We start from the raw sequence: 21,181 nt of genomic DNA, 5'->3' as shown, positions 1-21,181 counted from the left end.
CTCAAACGCTACATCGCCCGCGAGATCTTCAAACTCCTCGAACACGGCCCCACACACGCAATCAGCGGCACCCACGACCACCAGCTCCCCGCTGCCGCTTGACAACGAACATAGAAGCGTCGAAACGCACCCCTCGACCGGCCGCTCAGGCCCAGCCGAGGGCCGCCGACAGCCGCCCGACGCTGGTGTCGATGCCCAACTCGGCGACCAGCGCGTTCAGGCCGGCGGCGTCCTCGGGTGCGGCGGGCAGCAGGTCGTCGCCGCGGCCGAAGGCGACGGGCGCGTCGGTGCGCACCGCGACCACGGTGCGCGCCGCGCCCAGGTAGTCCGCGGCGTCGTCGAGGGCACCGGCGATACGCGGAGAGATCGGCATATCACCTTGCCGCGCAGCGGATTCCAGTGCGTCGAGTGACCCGAACTGGGTGATGAGCTTCGCCGCGGTCTTGTCGCCGATGCCCTTCACCCCGGGCAGCCCGTCGGACGGGTCGCCGCGCAGAATCGCCATCTCGGCGTACGCCGCCCCGGCACGCGCGACCGGCAGCGCGTATTTGCCGGCCAGTTCCTCCGGGCCCATCAGTTCGGCTTTCGCCAGGCCCCGGCCGACGTACAGGACACGCACGGCGACCGGGTCGTCGGCCACCACCTGCAACAGGTCGCGGTCGCCGCTCACGACCAGCACGTCGTCGGCCGCCTCGCCGAACGCGAGAGTGCCGATCACGTCGTCGGCCTCGCAGCCGGCCGCGCCGCCGGTCTCCAGCCCCGCGCAGCGCAGCACGTCGAGGATCATGTCGACCTGCGGCGTCAGCGTGTCGGGCACCTCCTCGGCGAGCCCGTCTCCGCCCTCCGCGACCCGGTGCGCCTTGTACGACGGGATCAGGTCGGTCCGGAACGCCGGGCGCCAGTCCAGGTCGAGACACACCACCAGGCGCGTCGGCTGGTGCGCCGTCACCAGTGCGGCGATGGTGTCGAGAAAGCCGCGCACCGCGTTGACCGGCCGTCCGTCGGGGGAGGTCATCTTCTCCGGGAGCGCGTAGAAGGAGCGGAACCACAGGCTCGCACCGTCGAGCAGCATCAGCTTTCCCATGGCCACACTGTGTCACATCCGGCGCGGGGCCATATCCGGCGCGGGGCGACCGATACTGTGGGGCCATGGCTCACGGTCCCGCCTCCCGATTCGATTCCGACGTCTACGCGCGACGGCTGGCCCGCGCCGCGGAGCTGACCGTGAACGCCGGGCTGGACGCGCTCGTCGTCGGCACCGGCCCGGACCTGCGGTACCTGACCGGGGCGGTCGCCGACACCTTCGAGCGGCTCACCGCCCTGGTGATCCCGGCGTCGTCTCCGCCCCGGCTCATCGCACCGCGGATGGAGCTGGCGACGCTGCGCGATTCGGCGATCGGCGACCTGCGACTCGCGGTGCACGACTGGGTCGACGGCGACGACCCGTACGCCCTCGCGCTCGACGGGCTCGGCGATGACGCCGCGCTCGCCGTCTCCGACGCCCTCCCCGCGCTGCACGTGATCCCGCTGGGCGAGCGCACTAGCGTACCCATCCGGCTCGCGACGCCGGTGCTGCGTGAGATGCGGATGATCAAGGACGACGCCGAGATCGCCGAGCTGCGCGCTGCCGGTGCCGCCATCGACCGGGTGCACGCCCGGATGGGCGAGTGGCTGCGGCCCGGCCGGACCGAGGCGGCGGTGGCCGCCGACATCGCCGCCGCGATCGTCGCCGAGGGCCACCACGAGGCCGAATTCGTGATCGTCGGCTCCGGCCCGAACGGCGCCGACCCGCACCACGAGCAGTCGCCGCGGCTGATCGGACCCGACGACATCGTGGTGATCGACATCGGCGGCCCGGTCGGCGCGGGCTACAACTCCGACAGCACCCGGACCTACTGCTTCGGCGAGCCGCCCGGCCAGATCGGCGCGGCCGTCGCCGTGCTCGAGCGGGCACAGGCCGCGGCGGTGGCGGCCGCGCGCCCCGGCGCGACCGCGGAGAGCATCGATGCCGCCGCGCGATCGGTCCTGGCGGAAGCGGGCCTGGCCGGGAACTTCATCCACCGCACCGGACACGGCATCGGCCTGTCCGTGCACGAGGAGCCCTACATCGTCGAGGGCAACGACCTGGTGCTTCGCCCGGGTATGGCGTTCTCGGTGGAACCGGGGATCTACTTCCCGGGGCAGTGGGGCGCCCGGATCGAGGACATCGTCGTGATCACCGACGACGGCGCCGAGTCGCTGAACACCCGCCCGCACGGGCTCACCCGGCTGTGAACATCCCCGCCGAGCCGAGCACCCGGGCCACGTCGACCTCGATCACCACGCGTCTCGGATTCGGCCTCGGCTCTCGGTAACGCTCCGCGTACCGGCGCTCGGCGTCGCGCACCTGCTCCGGCTCGCGCCGGACCCGCGCCGGCCCCTCCAGGGTGAGCCACCGGGGACCGTCGACGTGCGTCAGTGCCGCGTACCCGCCGCGCTCGGCGTTGCGCACCTTCTGGCTGCCGTCGAACGTGATGATCCGCGCCGTCCCGGTCGCGCCGTCGAATGTGAGGCCGACCGCCACCACGTGCGGGGTGCCGTCGGCGCGCAGCGTGGTGAGCGAGGCGAGGTGGTAGTCGTGCAGGAGGGTGTGGGCTTCGGGGCTCAGATCGTCAACGGTGCGCGCCATGCCTCGACTGTAGTGACTCCTTTCGGCGGCTGAGCCCTTCGACTCCGCTCAGGAACCACCGGGCGAGTAGGAGCCCGAGCCGAAGCCTGAAATACTGCACGGGTGGGAACGATCGTGGTGTTCGGCGGGCGCAGTGAGATCGGGGTGGCCACCGCGGCGCGCCTCGCCGCGGGCAAGAAGGTGATCCTGGCCGCGCGCCGGCCCGACGACCTCGCCGCCGAGTGCGACGCGCTCCGGGCCGCCGGTGCGACGGGGGTGAGCACCGTCGCATTCGACGCCGACGACGTGGCCTCGCACCCGGCGCTGGTGCGCTCCCTGGCGGACACGTACGGACCGATCGAGATCGCGATCGTGGCCTTCGGGATCCTCGGCGACGCCCGGCGCGCCAAGACCGACGTCCAGCACGCGCTGGCGATCGCCCACACCGACTACTACGCGCAGATCAGCGTCATCACGCTGCTGGTCAACGCACTGCGCGCGCAGCCCGGGGACTCCACGGTGATCGTCTTCTCCTCGGTGGCCGGGGTGCGGGTACGACGCGCCAACTACGTCTACGGCTCCACCAAGGCCGGGCTCGACGGCTTCGCGAGCGGCCTCGCCGACGCGCTGTCCGGCAGCAACGTGCACGTCCTGCTGGCCCGCCCGGGCTTCGTGATCGGGAACATGACCGCCGAGCTGATGGCGACGGGCGTCGAACCCGCGCCGATGTCGGTCACCGCCGGCCAGGTGGCGGACGCCGTCGCCACCGCCTACCGCAAGGGCCGCGGCGAGGTCTGGATCCCGGGGCGGCTGCGGCCGGTCTTCTTCGTCATGCGGCTGCTGCCGCGCGCGATCTGGCGGAGGCTGCCGCGATGACACACTTCGTGGTGGTCGGGATCGGCGCGGACGGCTGGGACGGTTTGAGCCATCACGCGCAGGCCGAGCTGGAGAGCGCCGAGACGATCTACGGATCCGGGCGCCAGCTGGCGCTGCTGCCGGATCGTCTTGCGGCGCAGACGATTCCGTGGGCGTCGCCGATGTCGGAGCACCTGGACCGGCTCATCGCCGGCGACGGTGACGACACCGTGCACCTCCTCGCCAGCGGTGATCCGATGTTTCACGGGCTCGCGGCGAGCGTGGTGCGGCGCGTCGGACCGGAGAACGTCACGGTGTTCGGATCGTCGTCATCGGTGTCCCTGGCGGCGGCCCGGCTCGGCTGGGATCTGGCCCGGACGGGCGTGCGCAGCCTCGTCACCGGAGACCCGGAGGTGCTGATCCCCGCGCTGACCGACGGGGCCCGCCTGCTGGTGCTCTCGCGGGGTGCGGATTCGCCCGGCCTGATCGCGGATCTGCTGCGGCGCAAGGGTTTCGGGTCGTCGTCGATGACGGTCCTCGGTGACCTGGGCGGGGTGGACGAGTCGATCGTCACCGGTCACGCCCACAGCTGGGACGTCGGTGACATACCGGCCCTCAACATCGTGGCACTCGAGTGCGCGGGGCCCGCGCTGTCGAACGCGCCGGGGCGCCCGGACGCCGACTACGCGCACGACGGCCAGCTGACCAAACAACCGATCCGAGCCCTGACGGTGTGCGCACTCGCTCCCGCCGAGGGCCAGATGCTCTGGGACATCGGCGCCGGTTCGGGCAGCATCGCGATCGAATGGCTGCGGCAGACCCGGTCCGGGCGGGCGACCGCCTTCGAAGCCGACCTGGTACGGGCCGCGCGCATCGAGCTCAACGCCCGCGAGCACGGCGTCGCCGACCGCCTCACGATCGCGGGTTCGGTACCGGGCGCCCTCGGCGGCGCGCCCGACCCGGACACGATCTTCGCCGGGGGCGGCCTCGACGCCGATGTCCTCGAAAGCTGCTGGGCGGCACTCGAATCCGGCGGCCGCCTGGTCGCGAACGCGGTGACCCTGGAGACCGAGCGGCTTCTGGTCGCCGCGCACGCCGAGTACGGCGGCGAGCTGATCCGGCTGAGTCTGGAACGGGCCGGCGCGCTGGGCACGATGACGACCTGGCGGCCGTCGCTGCCGGTGGTGCAGTGGGTGGTGACCCGGTGACCGTGTACTTCATCGGCGCCGGGCCCGGCGCGGCGGATCTGATCACCGTGCGCGGCGCACGCCTGCTCGCGCGCTGCGGGACCTGCCTGTATGCGGGCTCGCTGGTTCCGGCCGAGCTCCTGGACCTGCTGCCCGCGGGAGCGGTCACCGTCGACACCGCGCGGATGCCGCTCGACCAGATCGTCGCGCACCTGGCCGACGCCGATGCCGCCGGACACGACGTCGCCCGACTGCACTCCGGGGATCTCTCGATCTACTCCGCGCTCACCGAGCAGCAGCGACGGCTCCGCGAACTCGGCATCGCGTACGAGCTGGTGCCGGGCGTGCCGGCGTTCGCCGCCGCCGCGGCGGCTCTCGACACCGAACTCACGGTGCCGGGTGTCGGGCAGAGCCTGCTGATCACCCGGGTGTCGACGCTCTCCACCGACATGCCGCCGGGGGAGGACCTCGCCTCCCTCGCGCGCAGCGGCGTCACGCTGGCCCTGCACCTCGCGGCCCATCGCGCCGAGGCGATCGTCGACACGCTCACCCCGCACTACGGTGCTGATTGCCCAACGGCCACAGTCGCTTTCGCCTCGCGCGACGACGAGCAGGTGGTGCGGGCGCCACTGTCGGGGCTGGCCGCGGCGCTGGCGGACGCGGGCATCACCAAGACCGCGGTGATCTTCGTCGGCCGCGTCCTCGACCCGGCGTCGTCGGACATCACCGACAGCTACCTCTACTCCCACGCCCGCATGAGCAAACTCCGCCGCGATGCGTGACGAGCCGTGTCGCCGGTGAGAAACGAAGCAACGACTCGGTCGAAACGTCCCCAACAGTCCGCCCCGCCGGCCCAAACATCCCAAACAGCCCGTTGAGCCGGTGAGGAACGAAGTGACGAACCGTGTCGAAACGACCCCCAGACGAGTGCTCATTCTCGGTGGCACAGCCGAAGCGCGCGCCCTGGCGAAGTCTCTGGTGGCACAAGACATCCCGGTGATCAGCTCGCTGGCCGGACGAGTCCAGAACCCACGACTCCCGCTCGGCGAGGTCCGGATCGGCGGCTTCGGCGGCGTCGACGGTCTCGCGAACTGGTTGCGCGCCAACCACATCCGCGCCGTCGTCGACGCCACCCACCCTTTCGCGGCGCGGATCACCGCCAACGCCGTCGCAGCCGGTGAGCGCACCGGCACGCCGCTACTCCGGCTGGCCCGCCCGGAGTGGACGCCCGGCCCCGGTGACCGCTGGACCCGCGTCCCCGACATCGCCGCGGCGGCCCGTGTCGTCGCCGACCGCGGCGGCCGCGTGTTCCTGACGACCGGCAGACAGGACGCTCACGCGTTCGCGGCGGTCGACGGCGCGTGGTTCCTGATCCGCGTCGTCGACCCGCCGTCCGGCCCGCTGCCCCCGCACCATGAGATCCTGGCCGCGCGCGGCCCCTATGGCCTGGACGACGAGCGCGCCCTACTCGCCGGCCACGCGATCACGCTCCTGGTCACCAAGAACAGCGGGGGAGAACTCACCCGGGCCAAGCTGACCGCCGCCGCCGAGGCCGGCCTCGAGGTCGTGATGGTCGACCGGCCGGCCGAACCGGTGGGGCTCGAGCGCCGCGATTCCGTCGCCGCGGTGCTGGACTGGCTGGTCACTGCCGACTGAGTGCCCGCGGCCCGCGTGACACACCTCGGCGACACGCAGAGCCGGGAGCGATCAGGCGTGGTCCGGATAGCTCCGCGGCGTATAGGCCAGGTCACCGCCGGGGCGCCGGACGATCCGGGTCTGCGACGAGCCCACGATCAGCAGAGTCCGCATGTCCACGGTCGACGGGTCGAACTCGGCGACAGTCAGCAGGCGCAGGCGCTCGCCGGAGCCGCCGACGTCGCGGCCCTGGATCAGGACGCGGCCGGGCGGGACGAGGGCGTCGAGCAAGGTCTGGAAGGCGAGGATCTGCTCGGTGCGTTTGCTCGACGCCGGGTTGTAGACCGCGAAGACGAGGTCGGCGGCGATCGCTGCGCGGATCCGCTGCTCGATCACCGACCAGGGTTTGAGCAGGTCGGAGAGCGAGAAGACGGCGAAGTCGTGCCCGAGGGGAGCGCCCACCGCGGCGGCCACGGCCTGGGCGGCGCTCACTCCGGGCAGCACCCGGACGGGCACATGCCGCCAGGCCGGTTCCGCGGCGACCTCGGCGACGGCGGTGGCCATCGCGAAGACCCCGGGGTCGCCCGAGGAGACGACGGCGACCCGCGCGCCGCGCGCGGCGAGGTCCAGCGCGAACGCGGCGCGCTCGGCCTCGACTCGGTTGTCGGTGGCGTGCACCCGCTGCCCGGGGTGCGGGGTGAGGCGTTTCAGGTAGGTCGTGTAGCCGACCAGGTCGGTGGCCTCGGCGAGTGCGGCGGTGACCTGGGGCGTCGTCTGGTCGGACGGGCCGGGACCGAGACCGACGACGGTCACGTGACCGGTCGTGCGAGACGGTTCCCCGGTCGTGAGGGTCGTTTCGACACGGACTTCGCCTAGCGGCTCGTCCGGCTCAACGGGCTGTTGGAGCGGCTGGTCCGGCGGGGTGGGGGGCTGTCCAAGCTCCTTGAGCCGGTCCGAGGCGTTAGCCGAGGAGCGTGTCGAAAGGACCGAACCGGCCAGCGGATTGTTCCGGCGGCCCGGGACCACGACGAGCGAGAAGTACGGCACCGACTCCGGGTCGACGTCGATCACCCGCTCGACGCGCTGGCGCGCGGTGGAGGCGCGCTCGACGTACCAGGCCTCGTCGAGCCGCCCGGCCTGGGCGAGGGCGTCGCGGACCTTGCCGAAGGTGCGCCCCAGCTTCATCACCGCCAGCGCCTCGCCCGAGCGGATGTGGGTCACCAGCTCGTCGTGCTCGGCGGTGCCGGGGAGCACTGTCAGCGTCTCTTCGCCCTCGACCAGCGGAATCCCCAGGGCGGCCGACGCGCCACTGACGGACGTCACCCCGGGCACGATCTCGGCGTCGAACCGGTCGGCCAGCCGCTTGTGCATGTGCATGTACGACGAGAAGAACAGCGGGTCGCCCTCGGCGAGCAGCACCACGTCGCGCCCGGCGGCGAGATGCCCGGCGAGCAGTTCGGCGCTCTCGGTATAGAAGTCGGCCATCGCGCCGGCGTAGCCGCCGGGGTGGTCGGTGGTCTCCACGGTGAGCGGATACATCAGCCGCTCTTCGATCTGCCCATCGCGCAGATACGGGTCCGCGACCGACCGTGCGATCGAATTACCGTGGCGCGCACAGTGATAGGCGACCACCGGAGCCGCGGAGATGAGGCGCGCGGCCTTGACGGTGACGAGCTCGGGGTCGCCCGGGCCGAGTCCGACGCCGTACAGCCGTCCGGGCGTGCTCACCGGCCTCACTCCGCCGGGCTGGCGAGCGCGTTGATCGCGGCCGCGGTGATCGCCGAGCCGCCGCGGCGCCCGGTCACGGTGAGGAATTCCAGGTCGGTGCGGGCGGCCAGCGCCGCGCACGACTCGGCGGCGCCGACGAATCCGACCGGGGCGCCGATGATCGCGGCGGGACGCGGCCAGCCGTCGTCGATCAGGTCGAGCAGTGCGAAGAGAGCGGTGGGGGCGTTGCCGATCGCGACCACCGAGCGCGCCAGGTCGTCGCGCCAGAACTCCAGCGCCGCAGCGGTTCTCGTCGTGCCCATGCGTGCGGCGAGATCGGCCAGGCCGGGCTCGCCCAGATGGCAGCGCACCGGGTTGTCGGCGGGCAGTCGTTTCCGGGTGATGCCGGAGGCCACCATGTTCGCGTCGCACAGGATCGGTCCGCCCGCGGCGAGCGCGGCCCGCGCCGCGGCGACGACGCCCGGTGAGGCGACCACGTCATCGGTGAGATCGGTCTGGCCGCTGGCGTGGATCATCCGCACGACCACCGGTTCCAGGTCGGCGGGAAACCGCGATAGGTCGGACTCGGCCCGGATGGTGGCAAAGGACTGGCGGTAGATGGCCGCCCCGTCTCGCAGATAGTCGCTCATGGCGGGACTCAGCCTACTGCCCGCCGAGCACGCGGACCGTCGCGCCCGGGGGACTGCCGCACCGCCGCGGGCAGCCGACCCAGTGCTCCGGCTCATCGAACCCGGCGCCGGCCTCGATCCGGTCGGCGAGGAGCCGCCGGACGTCGGCGCCGCTGCGGGCGCAGCCGGGCGAACCGGTGCAGGCACTGGCCCGGGTCCACGGTGAGGCCGCGTCGAACACGAAACCCATCGGTGCCAGGACCCGGACGACGGTCTCGGCCACTCCCTCGGTGAGGTCGGTGATCAGCAGTTCGCGGTCGGGCGTGACGATGAGCGTGGAACCGATGGCCGCGGCGAACTGGGCCTGGCGCGCCGACAGCCGGCCGAACGGGGTCACCGTTCCGAGCAGTACCCGGCCGTCGTCCTGGCCGAACCAGCCGACGCGCGGCCCGGGTACCGAGTCGCCGGACACCGGGGCCGCGCCCGAGGCGCCCCAGGCGGCGAGATCGCGGTGCAGCGATTCCCGCGCCTGTTCCGGCAGGTCGGCGATCCGCCACTCGTCGTCGCGGCAGGCCAGGAACTGCCGGGCGACGTCGAGCATCGCCTCGGCGGCGCCCGCCAGCGGTACGACGCGGCCGGTTCGTCGCCCGGCGACCACCAACTCGGCGCCGTCGGCGCCGTCCCAGACGCCGACGACGTCCGGGGTGCGGCGCAGGACGTCGCCGCGGCCGTCGTCGAGGCCGAACCAGAAGCGTCCGGAGAGTGCGGTGGTCTCGTCCGCGTCGGCGAGCGCCGCGGACAGGCGGTCGGCCACGGCCCAGAGTTCGCCGGTCCCGCCGAGACGGCCGGTGAACGGGGAGACGACGATGCCCGGCACCCTGTCGTGGGCGGCGCTGCCGGCCAGACCGGCGGCGACCATCGCCTCGGCGAAGGCCGGGACATCCGCCTCGGCGATACCGCGGACCTGCACGTTCGCACGGCCGGTGAGTTCGAGGTGTCCGTCGCCGAACCGCTCGGCCGCCGTGGCCAGGGCTTCGAGTCGATCCGGCAGAATGCGGCCGCCGGAGAGCCGGAGCCGGGCGATGTGGCCGTCGGCCGCCGCGTGCGTCGCGAAGACCCCGGGGCAACGGTCGGCGGGTCTGCTCACTTCACCAGCGTAGAACGCATGGGAGCGCCCCGGCGACGCGCACGGTTGACCGTACCGTGGCGTATTCGGTGGAGTCGGGTCCGCACGGTGGGTGTTCTCCCAGGTCACGAGGCTCCGACGCGATTCCTACTCCACAGTTGGGACACGATCGGCGGGCACTCACGTCCGGTGGATAAGCTGACCGGGCAAGCGATCGACGCGGAAGCCGGTGCGAGTCCGGCGCGGTCGCGCCACTGTGTGGCCCGGCGCCGACGCCGGGCCGAGTCAGACCCGCGCCGGTCAGCGGCCCGCCCGTCCCGGGCGGCCGTCGAACCGTCGACGCCGGGCGCGCCACCCGGCAGGGAGTAGGCCCACGCCCGTGATCACGCTGCTGTCCACCTCGGACACCGACCTGCGCACCGCCGCCACCAGCGGCGCCGACTATCGGGTGGCCAACCCGTCGCGGCTGCTGCTCGATGAGGTCCCCGGCCTGATCGAGGGCGCCGATCTCGTGGTGGTCCGCCTCCTCGGCGGCCGTCGCGCCTGGGAGGAAGGACTCGACGCGGTGCTGGCCGGCTCGGCACCGGTGGTCGTGCTGTCCGGCGAGCTGAACCCGGACCCCGATCTGATGTCGCTCTCCACGGTCCCGGCCGGTGTCGCCGCGCAGGCGCACAGCTACTTCGTCGCCGGTGGCCGGGAGAACCTGAAACAGGTGGCGGGTTTCTTGTCCGACACGGTGCTGCTCACCGGTCTGGGATTCGAGCCGCCGGTCGAGACGCCGAACTGGGGCGCGCTGGACCGCGCCGCCGTTCCGCTCTCTGAGCCGTCCGTTCCGCTCCCTGAGCTTGTCGAAGGGACGCCGCGCATCGGCGTGCTCTACTACCGTGCCCAGCATCTCGCGGGCAACACCGAGTACATCGATGCGCTCTGCGGCGCGCTGGAGCACGCGGGGGCGCGTGCCGAGGGGATCTTCTGCGCCTCGCTGCGGGCCGCGCCGGACGACCTGATCGAGCGTCTCGGCTCATTCGATGCGCTCGTCGTCACCGTGCTCGCGGCCGGCGGCACCACCCCGGCGACCGCCGGCGCGGGCGGCGATGACGAGGCATGGAACGTGGAACGTCTTGCCGCCCTTGACATTCCGATCCTGCAGGGCCTGTGCCTCACCTCATCGCGGGAGGATTGGGCGGCCAGCGACGACGGCATGTCGCCGCTCGACGTCGCCAGCCAGGTGGCGGTCCCGGAATTCGACGGCCGCATCATCACCGTGCCGTTCTCGTTCAAGGAATTCGACGACAACGGGCTCCCGTACTACGCGCCCGACGCCGAGCGCTGCGCCCGCGTGGCCGGGATCGCGGTGGCGCACGCCCGGCTGCGGCACCTCGCGGCGGCGGACAAGCGGGTCGCCCTGCTGCTGTCGGCGTACCCGACCAAGCACGCCCGGATCGGCAACGCGGTCGGTCTGGACACCCCGCGCTCACTGATCCACCTGCTCCGGTCGCTCGGCGCGGCCGGGTACGTCCTCGGCGACGGCACGATCCCCGGCCTGGGCGGCACCCCGGCCGACGACGACCCCGATGCGCTCATGCACGCCCTCATCGACCAGGGCGGCCAGGACGCCGACTGGCTCACCGAGGACGCCCTGGCGGCGAACCCGATCCGGGTGAGTGCCGCCGACTACACGGCCTGGTTCCAGCGGCTGCCCGAGGGCCTGCGCGGCGACGTCGTGGAGCATTGGGGCCCGCCGCCCGGGGAGCTGTTCGTCGATCGCACGCACGACAAGGACGGCGAGATCGTCATCGCCGCAATGGTTTTCGGCAACGTCGTCCTGCTGGTGCAGCCGCCGCGCGGTTTCGGCGAGAATCCCGTCGCGATCTATCACGACCCCGATCTGCCGCCGAGCCACCACTACCTGGCCAGCTACCGCTGGCTGGCTTCGCGAGCCGCGACCGACGGGTGGGGCTTCGGCGCCGACGCGATCGTGCACATCGGCAAGCACGGCAACCTGGAATGGCTGCCCGGCAAGAATCTGGCGATGTCCGCCGACTGCGGCACCGACGCCGCGCTCGGCGACCTGCCGCTGATCTACCCGTTCCTGGTGAACGACCCGGGCGAGGGCACCCAGGCCAAGCGCCGCGCGCACGCCGTCCTGGTCGACCACCTGATCCCGCCGATGGCCCGGGCCGAGACCTACGGCGACATCAACCGCCTGGAACAGCTGCTCGACGAGCACGCCAACATCACCGCGCTCGACCCGGCCAAGCTCCCGGCGATCCGCCAGCAGATCTGGACGCTGCTCACCGCCGCGAAGATGGATCACGACCTCGGCCTCACCGAGCGCCCCGAGGAGGACGTCTTCGACGACATGCTGCTGCACGTCGACGGCTGGCTCTGCGAGATCAAGGACGCCGCGATCCGCGACGGCTTGCACGTGCTCGGCCAGGCGCCGGACGCCGAGATGGAGATCGACCTGGTGCTCGCGATGCTGCGTGCCCGGCAGCTGTGGGGCGGTAGCCGTACGCTGCCCGGTCTGCGTGAGGCGCTGGGGCTCGACGAGGAGGCCGGCGAGCGCCGCGAGGTGGACCGGATCGAGGGGATCGCGCGCGAGCTGGTGACGACGTGCGCGGCAGGGGACTGGGCGCCGGAGGCGATTTCCGTCGCTGCGCAAGGGCATCCGGACGCGGTCGGGGACATCCTTCGGTTCGCCGGCGAGGAGGTGGTGCCGCGGCTGCGCGCGACGTCGTGCGAGATCGACCGGGTGCGCCGCGCCCTGAACGGCGGCTTCATCCCGGCCGGGCCGAGCGGGTCACCGCTGCGCGGTCTCATCAACGTGCTGCCCACCGGCCGCAACTTCTACTCGGTGGACCCGAAGGCGGTGCCGTCGCAGCTCGCCGCCGAGACCGGCCGCGCCCTGGCGGACTCGCTGGTGGAGCGGTACGTCGCCGATCACGGTGAGTACCCGAAGTCGGTCGGTCTGTCGGTGTGGGGGACCAGCGCCATGCGGACCAGCGGCGACGACATCGGCGAGGTGCTCGCGCTGCTCGGCGTCACGCCGGTCTGGGACGAGGCCTCGCGCCGCGTCACCGGCCTGGAACTGATTCCGCTGGCAGAACTGGGCCGTCCGCGGATCGACGTCACGATCCGCATCTCCGGGTTCTTCCGGGACGCCTTCGCGCACGTCGTCACCATGCTCGACGATGCCGTGGCGCTCGCGGCCGACGCCGACGAGCCGGACGCGCAGAACTACGTCGCCGCGCACGCCCGGGCGGCGCTGGCCGAGCACGGTGATGCGCGTCGTGCCACCACCCGCGTCTTCGGTTCGCGACCCGGCACCTACGGCGCGGGCCTGTTGCAGCTCATCGACTCGAAGCAGTGGCGGACCGACGACGACCTCGCCGCGGTGTACACCGAGTGGGGCGGCTACGCCTACGGGCGCGACCTGGACGGCGTGCCGGCCGTCGACGACATGCGCGCGGCCTATCGCCGGATCGCGGTCGCCGCGAAGAACACCGACACCCGCGAGCACGACATCGCCGACTCCGACGACTACTTCCAGTTCCACGGCGGCATGGTCGCCACCGTCCGATCGCTGACCGGGGAGTCACCGGAGGCGTACATCGGCGACTCGACCCGGCCGGACACCGTCCGCACCCGCACGCTGTCCGAGGAGACCGCGCGCGTGTTCCGGGCGCGCGTCGTGAACCCGCGCTGGCTCTCCGCGATGCGCAAGCACGGGTACAAGGGTGCCTTCGAGATGGCCGCCACCGTCGACTATCTCTTCGGGTACGACGCCACCACCGACGTCGTCGCCGACTGGATGTACGAGAAGCTCACCGAGCAGTACGTGCTCGACGAGACCAACCGGGAGTTCCTGGAGCAGTCCAACCCGTGGGCCCTGCACGGTATCGCCGAACGCCTGCTGGAGGCGGCCGAGCGCGAGATGTGGCACGCCCCGCCCGCCGAGCTCCTGGACCAGCTCCGCCGCGTCTACCTCGACGCCGAGGGTGAGATCGAGGGCCGGCGCGAGGAGTAGCCGTCGCGCGGGACGGGCAGTCGGTCGAGTCATCGGTCGTACCGGTCGGATCGCCGTCATGACGATCGAGCGGAGTCGAGACCACCCGCCTGTCAGGGGGTGGTGATCTCGACTTCGCTCGATCGTCATGGGGGTCGCGCCGTCCGGAGCGCAGGACTACGCCGTCATGCTGGTCGAGCGGAGTCGAGACCACCCGCCTGTCAGGGGGTGATCTCGACTCCGCTCGATCGTCATGGAGGCTCGATCGTCATGGCGGCTCGATCGTCATGGAGGGTCGCGCCGGCCGGAGCGCAGGACCACGCGGACGGCGAGACCGGCGAGGAGCGCCCAGAAGGCGGCGCTGACGCCCAGCATCGTGACACCGGAGGCGGCGGTCGCGAAGGTGACGACCGCCGGGATCTGCTCACCGGCCTCGGCGAGCGCGGCACGCAGCGAGGCGGCGAGCGTGCCGATCAGGGCGAGTCCGGCGACGGCGGCGACCACACCGGCCGGTGCCAGCGCCATGAGCGTGCCGACCGCGGCCGAGCCGACACCGAGCGCGATCATGACGACGCCCGAGGTCACGCTCGCGATCCAGCGCGTCGACCGGTCGGGGCCCGCCTCCGGTCCGGCCGCGAGTGCGGCGCTGATCGCGGCGAGATTGACGGCGTGCCCGCCGGCCGGCGCACCGGCGACGGTGCCGATCCCGGTGATCACCATCGACCGTCGCCAGGGCACGTCATAGCCGAATCCCTTCATCACCGCGACGCCGGGCACGTTCTGCGATGCCATCGTCACCAGATAGAGCGGCAGCGCGATCCCGATCGCGGCGGCGAGCGTGAACCGCGGCGCGGTGATCTCCAGCCGCGGCACCAGGGAGGCGGCCGTCACCGCGTCTCCCGACACCGCGAGATGCACGCCGATCACGACGGCCGCGGCGAGAAACGCCAGTGGCGCGGCCCACCGGGGCAAGAATCGCAGGGCCAGCAGCCAGACGACGACCACCGGCGCGACCGCGGTGGGGTTCTCGGCGAGACCGGTGATCGGCCCGAGGCAGAGCTGAAAGAGGATCCCGGCGAGCATCGCCTGCGCGATCGAGGTGGGAATGCGGACGATCAGTTCACCCAGCCACGGCACGACGCCGGTGAGCACGATGAGCACGCCCGTGAGCAGGAAAGCCCCGACCGCGCCCGGCCAGCCGCCGTGGACGGCGCCGGTGGCCGCCAGCAGCGCGGCCCCCGGCGTCGACCAGGCGACGGTGATCGGCGTCCGGGTCCACCCGGCGAGCACGATGGACCCCACGCCCATGAGGACGCTCACGGCGAGCAGGCCGCTCGCCGCCTGGTCGTGGTCGGCCCCGACCGCGGTGAGTCCGGCGAGGACGACGACGAACGAACTCGTGAACGCCACCAGCGCCGACACCACGCCGGCCGACACCGGCCGCATCAGGTCACTCGATGCCCGCATTCGTTCGCTCTCCATCGTTCCGCGCCCCTCGTCGACGGCGCGGTGGCGACGCTACCGCCCGGTGCCGGCGGGCCGTCGCGGGCCCTCGCCCGGGTCTCGGGAGCAAATCCGGGCCGTCGTGCGTTGTAGAGGTAAGCAGTCGCACACGCGCGTCTCGCGTGGGAAGGTCGGAGTATGAAGCGCTGGATGTTTCTCGGGTACCTCGTGGTGGAGATCGCCGCGTTCTGGGCGATGGGGCACTTCCTCGGGTGGGCGTGGGCCATCGTCATCACCATCGCCGCCGGAGCCGTCGGTTTCGCCGTGCTCGGGCGCCGCGCCCGGGAGATCATCACTGCCGCCCGCACCCCGGCACCCGAAGGCGCCGGCCCCGGCCGGACGCTGACCGACTCGGCGCTCTTCGCCGGCGCCGCGCTGCTGACCATTCTCCCGGGCGTGGTCAGCACCCTCCTCGGTCTCATCCTGCTGGCCCCGCCGATTCGCCGGCGTCTGCGGCCGGTGGTCGCCGCCGCCGCGACGCGCCGCGCGACCGTCTTCGCGCAGCGCGTCACGATCGCCGGGATGACCCCCAACGGCTACGTCGACGGCACCGTCGTGGACGACGGCCGCGCCGAGGGCAGCGTGATCGTCGACATGACGGTCCGCAATCCCGACGGCACCATCCGCCACGACCTGCCCGCGCTGCCGCCCGCCAAGGAGTTCTGAGGCTCTGGAAGACTGAAGGGGTGACCACGCAGCTCCTCCTCGGCGGCCTCGTCTATTCCTCGCCCGCGGTGCCGGACGCCACCGCGATGGCGATCACCGACGGCACCATCGTCTGGGTCGGCAGCGACGACGTCGGACGGGCCCTGCACCCGGACGCCGAGGTGGTGGACCTGCGGGGACGGTTCGTCAGCCCCGGATTCGTCGACTCCCACGTCCACCTCACCGACACCGGTCTCGCGCTGGGCGGGCTCGACCTGTCCGCGGTGCGCAGCCGATCGGAGTGCCTGCGGGAACTGGCGTCGTACGTGGCCGTCAGCTGGGACGACGTGATCTGGGGCTTCGGCTGGGACGCGTCGGCCTGGGTCGATGCCGGACCGGGCGAGGATCAAGCGCCGTCGACCGCCGACCTGGATGCCGTCGCCGGGCCGCGAGCGGTCTATCTGGCCCGGATCGACGAGCACTCGGCAGCGGCGTCCTCGGCCCTGCGGGAGCGGGTCGACGGCCTCGCCGGCGAGCCCGGATACGACCCGCAGGCCCCGCTGATCGCCGACGCCCACCACCGGGTGCGACGCGCCGCCCGCGCGCTGATCAGTCCCGAGGGACGTCGCCGCGCCCAAGTGCGCGCCCTCGACCACGCCGCCGCCCACGGGGTGGTGGCCGTGCACGAGAACGGCGGCCCGGACATCAGCGGCCTCGACGACTTCCGGTCCCTCGCCGGCCTCGACCACCCCGTGCTGGTCCGCCGCTACTGGGGTCAGCTCACCGGCACCGCCGAGGAGGCCCGCGCACTCGTCGCCGAGACCGGTGCCGACGCCATCGGCGGCGACCTCTTCGTCGACGGTGCCCTCGGTTCGCACACCGCGCTGCTGAGCGAGCCGTACACCGACGATCCGGCGACCCGCGGCGTCGAATACCTCACGCTCGAGGAGATCCGCGCCCACCTGCGCGCCACCACCGAGGCCGGGATCCAGGCCGGGTTCCACGTGATCGGTGACGAGGCCGCGGCGCTGGTCGCCACCGCCATGGCCGAACTGGCCGACGAACTCGGCACCCCGGCCCTCGCGCGCTGCGCGCACCGTCTGGAGCACGCCGAGATGGTGACGCCCGAGCAGGCCGAACTGTTCGCGCGCTGCGGCGTCGTCGCCAGCATGCAACCGCTGTTCGACGCCGCCTGGGGTGGCCCGGGGCAGCTGTACGAGCAGCGGCTGGGTGACCGTGGCACGCGGCTCAACGACTTCGCCGCGATCGCGAAAGCCGGTGTGACACTGGCGCTCTCCAGCGACGCGCCGGTCTGTCCGATCGATCCGTGGGCCACCGTGCGTGCGGCGGCACACCATCATCAGCCCACCAGCGCGATCTCGCCGCGCGCCGCCTTCGCGGCGGCCACCCGCGGCGGCTGGCGCGCGGGCGGTGTGAACGACGGGGTCACCGGCACGCTGGTCCCCGGCGCGCCCGCCCACTATGCGGTGTGGGAGGTCGACGAGCTGGTGGTGGCGGCCTCACACGCCGGGGTGCAGCGGTGGTCCACCGATCCGCGGTCGCGAGTGCCGGCCCTGCCGGACGTCGCGCCCGGCGCTCGCCTTCCGCAGTGCGTGATGACCGCGGTCGCCGGCACGGTGATCTACTCGCGGGACGAGCCCGAGACGGTGAGCGGCCGGTGAGGGACCGGTCGTTCTGGCTGCGGGAACTCGTCGCCGCCGGGGCCGGAGTGCTGCTGTACCTGGCGTTCCCGCCGATCGGGCTCTGGCTGCTCGCACCGGTCGGCCTGGGGCTGCTCTACGCCTGCCTGACGCTGGGCCGCCCGGGGCCGAAGCTGGGCGCGCTCACCGGATTCGTGTTCGGGCTGGGCTTCTTCCTGCCGCTGCTGCCGTGGATCGGCGTCTACGTCGGCGCGCTGCCGTGGATCGCGCTGGCGGTGGTGTGCGCCGGCTATCTCGCGCTGTTCGGCGCGATCGCGACGGTCACCATGCGCCGCCGCGGCCCGCGCTGGACCTTCGGTTCGGCCGGCACCGGCTCGGAACTGTCGGTCGCCGCGCCGCTCTGGTTCGCGCTGTGCTGGACCGCCGTGGAGTGGCTGCGATCGTCGTTCCCCTTCGGCGGATTCCCTTGGGGCGCCGCCGCTTTCAGTCAGACCGAGGGCTTCTTCCTGCCCTTCGCGCGCTGGTTCGGGGTGCCCGGGTTGTCGTTCATCCTGGCGCTGACCGGTGCGGGCGTCGCGGCCGTGGTGATCGCCCTGGCCGGTCGTCGTATCGCCCCCGCCGCGGTGGCCTGCGCGCTCGTGCCGCTCGCGCTCGCCGGGACCGCACTGGGCACGGCGCCGTCGCCCACCGGCGGCAAGACACTCGAGGTGGCGGCGATCCAGGGCAACGTGCCGCGCCTCGGTCTGGAGTTCAACGAACAACGACGTGCCGTTCTCGACAACCACTTCCGCGAGACCCTGAAGCTGGCCGAGGATGTCGACGCCGGACGACGCCCGCGCCCGCAGGTGGTGCTGTGGCCGGAGAACGCGTCGGACATCTCGCCACTGGACAACCCCGACGCCGCCCGGGAGATCCGCGCCGCCGTGAGCGCCACCGGCGTGCCGATCGTCTTCGGCACGCTCCTGGTCGGCGACGATGACCGGCCCACCAACTCGGTGCTGGTCTGGGGCGTTGAACCCGGCGGTCTCGGCGCGCCGGCGCCGTCGGCCCGATACGACAAGCACATCGTCCAGCCGTTCGGGGAGTACCTGCCGTGGCGGAGCTTCTTCTCGATGTTCTCGTCGTACGCCGACATGGCCGGCAACTTCCGGGCCGGCACCGGACGGTCGGTGCTGCCCGTGCAGACGAACGACGGCCGCGTGCTCCTCGGGGTATCGACGTGCTGGGAGGTGGCCTTCGACCGGTCGCCGCGCCGGGCGGTGCGCGAGGGCGCGCAACTGCTGTTCGTGCCGACCAACAACGCGACCTTCGGCAAGACCCACATGACCTACCAGCAACTCGCGATGTCACAGGTCCGGGCGGTCGAGACCGATCGCGCCGTCGCCGTCGCCGCGACCAGCGGCGTCAGCGCCCTCATCGCCCCGGACGGGCGGGTGCTGACCAACAGTGAGATCTTCACCCCGGCGATCCTGCAGGCGGCCCTGCCGCTGCGCACCGGGGAGACGCTCGCGGTGCGTCTCGGTGTCTGGCCTCAGGTGATTGCCCTGCTTGCCACACTCGCCGGATTTTTGTCCGCGCTGGCCAGACCGACTAGGTTCTATACGTTGCCGGATAGGAAGACGAGGGGACAAGCATGACGAGTACGGAGCAGATCGTCGGCCCACAGGGTGCCGGCGGCCTCGTCGTGATCCCGACGTTCAACGAGAAGGACAACCTGCCGATCATCGTCGGGCGGCTCCTCGGCGCCCTGCCCGACATCCATGTCCTGGTGGTCGACGATTCCAGCCCGGACGGCACCGGTGAGATCGCCGAGAAGCTCGCGGCCGAAGACGCGGCCCGCTCGCAGGCTCCCGGCGCCGCGGCCGAGGACGCGGCCGGTCGCATCCACGTCATGCACCGGACCGTGAAGGACGGCCTCGGCAAGGCCTACCTGGCCGGATTCGCCTGGGGTCTGGACCGCGACTACCCGGTGATCGTCGAAATGGACGCCGACGGCAGCCACGCCCCGGAACAGCTGTCGCGGCTGCTGGACGGCATCAACGGTGGCGCCGACCTGGTGATCGGCTCGCGGTACGTGCCAGGTGGTGAACTGGTCAACTGGCCCAAGCGTCGCGAGATCCTGTCCAAGGGCGCCAACACCTATGCCCGACTCGCCCTGGGCAGTTCGATCCGCGACATCACCGCCGGCTACCGCGCGTACCGCGCCGAGGTGCTGCGCGCCATCGGGCTCGACGACGTCGAGTCCGCCGGCTACTGCTTCCAGATCGACCTCGCCTGGCGCGCCCTGCAGCACGGATTCACCGTCCGGGAGGTGCCGATCACCTTCACCGAGCGGGAGATCGGCGAGTCGAAGATGGACGGCGGCGTGATCGCCGAGTCGTTCATCAACGTCGCCCGCTGGGGCTGGCAGGGCCGCACCGCACGTTTCCGGAAGTAGCCGCGAACCATACTCACCGTCGGTATTCTTATCCCCAGAATTAGGGACAAGAATACCGACATTTTTCCTATGTGGCCGCTATCTATGGCGATTTTATCCCCCAATTCGGGTGACAAAATGACCAATCCCCGATGAATTCTTGGACCTGAGTCGACGCTTCGGTCGTGTGTCGCGCTGTGATCTGATTCGCACTGAATTCGGGTGAGCGGACGATGCAGACCGCGATTGCGCCGTCCGTTATCGAGGCGACTAGGCCGGGCTCAGGACTCGCCGCGCTGGATCGATCTCGCAGGTGGGGGTATGTTTCCGCGTCTGCGATCGGGGAGGGTTATTCCGTCGACGGGCCCGATTCGGCGGCGGTGGCGGCGGCGTTATCGGGGAGGGATTCGGCCTCCTGATCGCCGGCGCAGATAGCGGATACACCTCCGGGATTCGACGACTTCGATCCATCTGGAAACACTCTGTATCGCTGATTTACTGACTACTCGGTAAGCTACCGCGCAGTCGGGAAACCATACAGGAAGGATGTCCGATGAGTTCGGGTACCAGAAACATTGCGAGGGTGGGATTCCTACTCGCGACCATCGGAGCCGCGTTGCTCGTGTTGGTCGGGTGGTCCGCACCGACATTGGTGCAGGCGGAGACCTGTCGTACGGCGCAGCCCGCACCGGGCCACCCGGGTGGTCCGCACAAGTCTGGGCAGCCGGGGAATCCTTCGGGTTCCTCGGCGCCGTCGACGTCGACCTCGCCGTCCGGTTCGAGCACGGCGCCGTCGAGTTCGAGCACCGCACCGTCGAGTTCAAGCACGGCGCCGTCCAGCTCCAGCACGACCACGGATCCGTCGAGTTCGAGCACGACCACCGAGCCGTCGGGTTCCAGCACGACCACGGAGCCGTCGACCTCGACCACTACGCCGTCGTGCGGTGAGAACGAGCAGTGGAACGGCACCGCGTGTGAGTGCGTGGCGGGCACCGTGCGGTACCAGGGAATGTGCATCGACGAGGGAGCCATTCTGAATCACCCCAGGTTTTCTGCCGCTCCTATACGGGGTGCAGCTCTCGGTTGAGGGCGGCGTAGTAGGCGGACTCGAACTCGGCGGGCGGGACCGTGCCGATGCTGGAGTGGAGCCTGTCATTGTTG

General features: G+C 71.7%; 17 protein-coding genes. 11 read left to right on the top strand and 6 right to left on the bottom strand.

Translation table 11 applies throughout. The features are described 5' to 3' along the window. Positions 1-145 precede the first annotated feature (145 nt). Positions 146-1,072, bottom strand: a complete 927-nt coding sequence (locus ACSEEN_RS20215; protein ID WP_440714136.1) for a 5'-3' exonuclease — start codon at positions 1,070-1,072, stop codon at positions 146-148. A 77-nt stretch (positions 1,073-1,149) separates the two neighbouring features. Here ACSEEN_RS20215 and ACSEEN_RS20210 point away from each other — a divergent pair, with 77 nt between their 5' ends. Beyond that, positions 1,150-2,274, top strand: a complete 1,125-nt coding sequence (locus tag ACSEEN_RS20210; protein WP_247867743.1) for a M24 family metallopeptidase — start codon at positions 1,150-1,152, stop codon at positions 2,272-2,274. Here ACSEEN_RS20210 and ACSEEN_RS20205 read toward each other — a convergent pair. Continuing rightward, positions 2,261-2,668, bottom strand: coding sequence for a pyridoxamine 5'-phosphate oxidase family protein (locus ACSEEN_RS20205; protein ID WP_247867744.1), 408 nt, complete (start codon positions 2,666-2,668; stop codon positions 2,261-2,263). The two genes, ACSEEN_RS20210 and ACSEEN_RS20205, sit on opposite strands and share 14 nt — an antisense overlap. Positions 2,669-2,770: 102 nt before the next feature. On the opposite strand from ACSEEN_RS20205, the gene ACSEEN_RS20200 reads away from it, so the two are divergent. The 4 genes from ACSEEN_RS20200 to ACSEEN_RS20185 all read left to right on the top strand — a co-directional run bounded on the left by ACSEEN_RS20200 (position 2,771) and on the right by ACSEEN_RS20185 (position 6,345). After that, on the top strand, positions 2,771-3,523 hold the full coding sequence (locus ACSEEN_RS20200; RefSeq protein WP_440714135.1) for an SDR family NAD(P)-dependent oxidoreductase: 753 nt from the start codon (positions 2,771-2,773) through the stop codon (positions 3,521-3,523). Beyond that, complete coding sequence (gene cbiE / locus ACSEEN_RS20195) at positions 3,520-4,710, top strand: precorrin-6y C5,15-methyltransferase (decarboxylating) subunit CbiE (protein WP_247867746.1); 1,191 nt, start codon at positions 3,520-3,522, stop codon at positions 4,708-4,710. Before ACSEEN_RS20200 ends, cbiE begins: the two co-directional genes overlap by 4 nt. Continuing rightward, positions 4,707-5,471, top strand: coding sequence for a precorrin-4 C(11)-methyltransferase (gene cobM, locus ACSEEN_RS20190; protein ID WP_247867747.1), 765 nt, complete (start codon positions 4,707-4,709; stop codon positions 5,469-5,471). The genes cbiE and cobM overlap by 4 nt, the downstream gene beginning before the upstream one ends. A gap of 145 nt (positions 5,472-5,616) precedes the next feature. Beyond that, positions 5,617-6,345, top strand: a complete 729-nt coding sequence (locus ACSEEN_RS20185) for a cobalt-precorrin-6A reductase (RefSeq protein ID WP_283255292.1) — start codon at positions 5,617-5,619, stop codon at positions 6,343-6,345. Positions 6,346-6,396: 51 nt separating this feature from the next. On the opposite strand, the gene ACSEEN_RS20180 is transcribed toward ACSEEN_RS20185, so the two are convergent. The 3 genes from ACSEEN_RS20180 to ACSEEN_RS20170 are packed head-to-tail and all read right to left on the bottom strand — an operon-like array spanning position 6,397 to position 9,807. Then, a complete protein-coding gene (locus ACSEEN_RS20180; RefSeq protein WP_440714134.1) occupies positions 6,397-8,052 on the bottom strand; it encodes a precorrin-2 C(20)-methyltransferase in 1,656 nt (551 codons plus the stop codon). A gap of 5 nt (positions 8,053-8,057) precedes the next feature. Then, positions 8,058-8,681 (bottom strand): precorrin-8X methylmutase, encoded by a 624-nt coding sequence (locus ACSEEN_RS20175; protein ID WP_247867749.1) that lies wholly within the window; start codon positions 8,679-8,681, stop codon positions 8,058-8,060. Between the two features lie 13 nt (positions 8,682-8,694). Next, positions 8,695-9,807: a ferredoxin-like domain-containing protein gene (locus ACSEEN_RS20170; RefSeq protein ID WP_371307864.1), complete on the bottom strand. Its 1,113-nt coding sequence runs from the start codon at positions 9,805-9,807 to the stop codon at positions 8,695-8,697. A gap of 358 nt (positions 9,808-10,165) precedes the next feature. Between ACSEEN_RS20170 and ACSEEN_RS20165 the strand changes: the two genes are divergently transcribed. Next, on the top strand, positions 10,166-13,816 hold the full coding sequence (locus ACSEEN_RS20165; RefSeq protein WP_440714133.1) for a cobaltochelatase subunit CobN: 3,651 nt from the start codon (positions 10,166-10,168) through the stop codon (positions 13,814-13,816). A gap of 264 nt (positions 13,817-14,080) precedes the next feature. Here the strand turns inward: ACSEEN_RS20165 and ACSEEN_RS20160 are convergent, their stop codons facing one another. Then, the gene (locus ACSEEN_RS20160; protein WP_440714132.1) at positions 14,081-15,262 is read right to left on the bottom strand and encodes a benzoate/H(+) symporter BenE family transporter; all 1,182 of its coding nucleotides are present in this window, start codon (positions 15,260-15,262) and stop codon (positions 14,081-14,083) included. Between the two features lie 174 nt (positions 15,263-15,436). Between ACSEEN_RS20160 and ACSEEN_RS20155 the strand changes: the two genes are divergently transcribed. The 5 genes from ACSEEN_RS20155 to ACSEEN_RS20135 all read left to right on the top strand — a co-directional run bounded on the left by ACSEEN_RS20155 (position 15,437) and on the right by ACSEEN_RS20135 (position 20,968). Next, positions 15,437-15,964 (top strand): FxsA family protein, encoded by a 528-nt coding sequence (locus ACSEEN_RS20155; protein WP_247867753.1) that lies wholly within the window; start codon positions 15,437-15,439, stop codon positions 15,962-15,964. Positions 15,965-15,984: 20 nt separating this feature from the next. After that, positions 15,985-17,625 carry an amidohydrolase gene (locus tag ACSEEN_RS20150; protein WP_298446442.1) on the top strand — a complete coding sequence of 547 codons (1,641 nt, stop codon included), beginning with the start codon at positions 15,985-15,987 and terminating at the stop codon, positions 17,623-17,625. Beyond that, on the top strand, positions 17,622-19,241 hold the full coding sequence (gene lnt / locus ACSEEN_RS20145; RefSeq protein WP_247867755.1) for an apolipoprotein N-acyltransferase: 1,620 nt from the start codon (positions 17,622-17,624) through the stop codon (positions 19,239-19,241). Before ACSEEN_RS20150 ends, lnt begins: the two co-directional genes overlap by 4 nt. Further along, positions 19,238-20,041 (top strand): polyprenol monophosphomannose synthase, encoded by an 804-nt coding sequence (locus ACSEEN_RS20140; protein WP_247867756.1) that lies wholly within the window; start codon positions 19,238-19,240, stop codon positions 20,039-20,041. Before lnt ends, ACSEEN_RS20140 begins: the two co-directional genes overlap by 4 nt. Before the next feature lie 612 nt (positions 20,042-20,653). Next, positions 20,654-20,968 (top strand): hypothetical protein, encoded by a 315-nt coding sequence (locus ACSEEN_RS20135; RefSeq protein ID WP_440714131.1) that lies wholly within the window; start codon positions 20,654-20,656, stop codon positions 20,966-20,968. Positions 20,969-21,181 lie beyond the last annotated feature (213 nt).

It is taken from the genome of Gordonia marina, assembly GCF_052036135.1.
Classification (GTDB): domain Bacteria; phylum Actinomycetota; class Actinomycetes; order Mycobacteriales; family Mycobacteriaceae; genus Gordonia.
The sequence above is the reverse complement of the archived record's forward strand: the minus strand, read 5'-3'. Positions and strand labels throughout refer to the sequence as shown.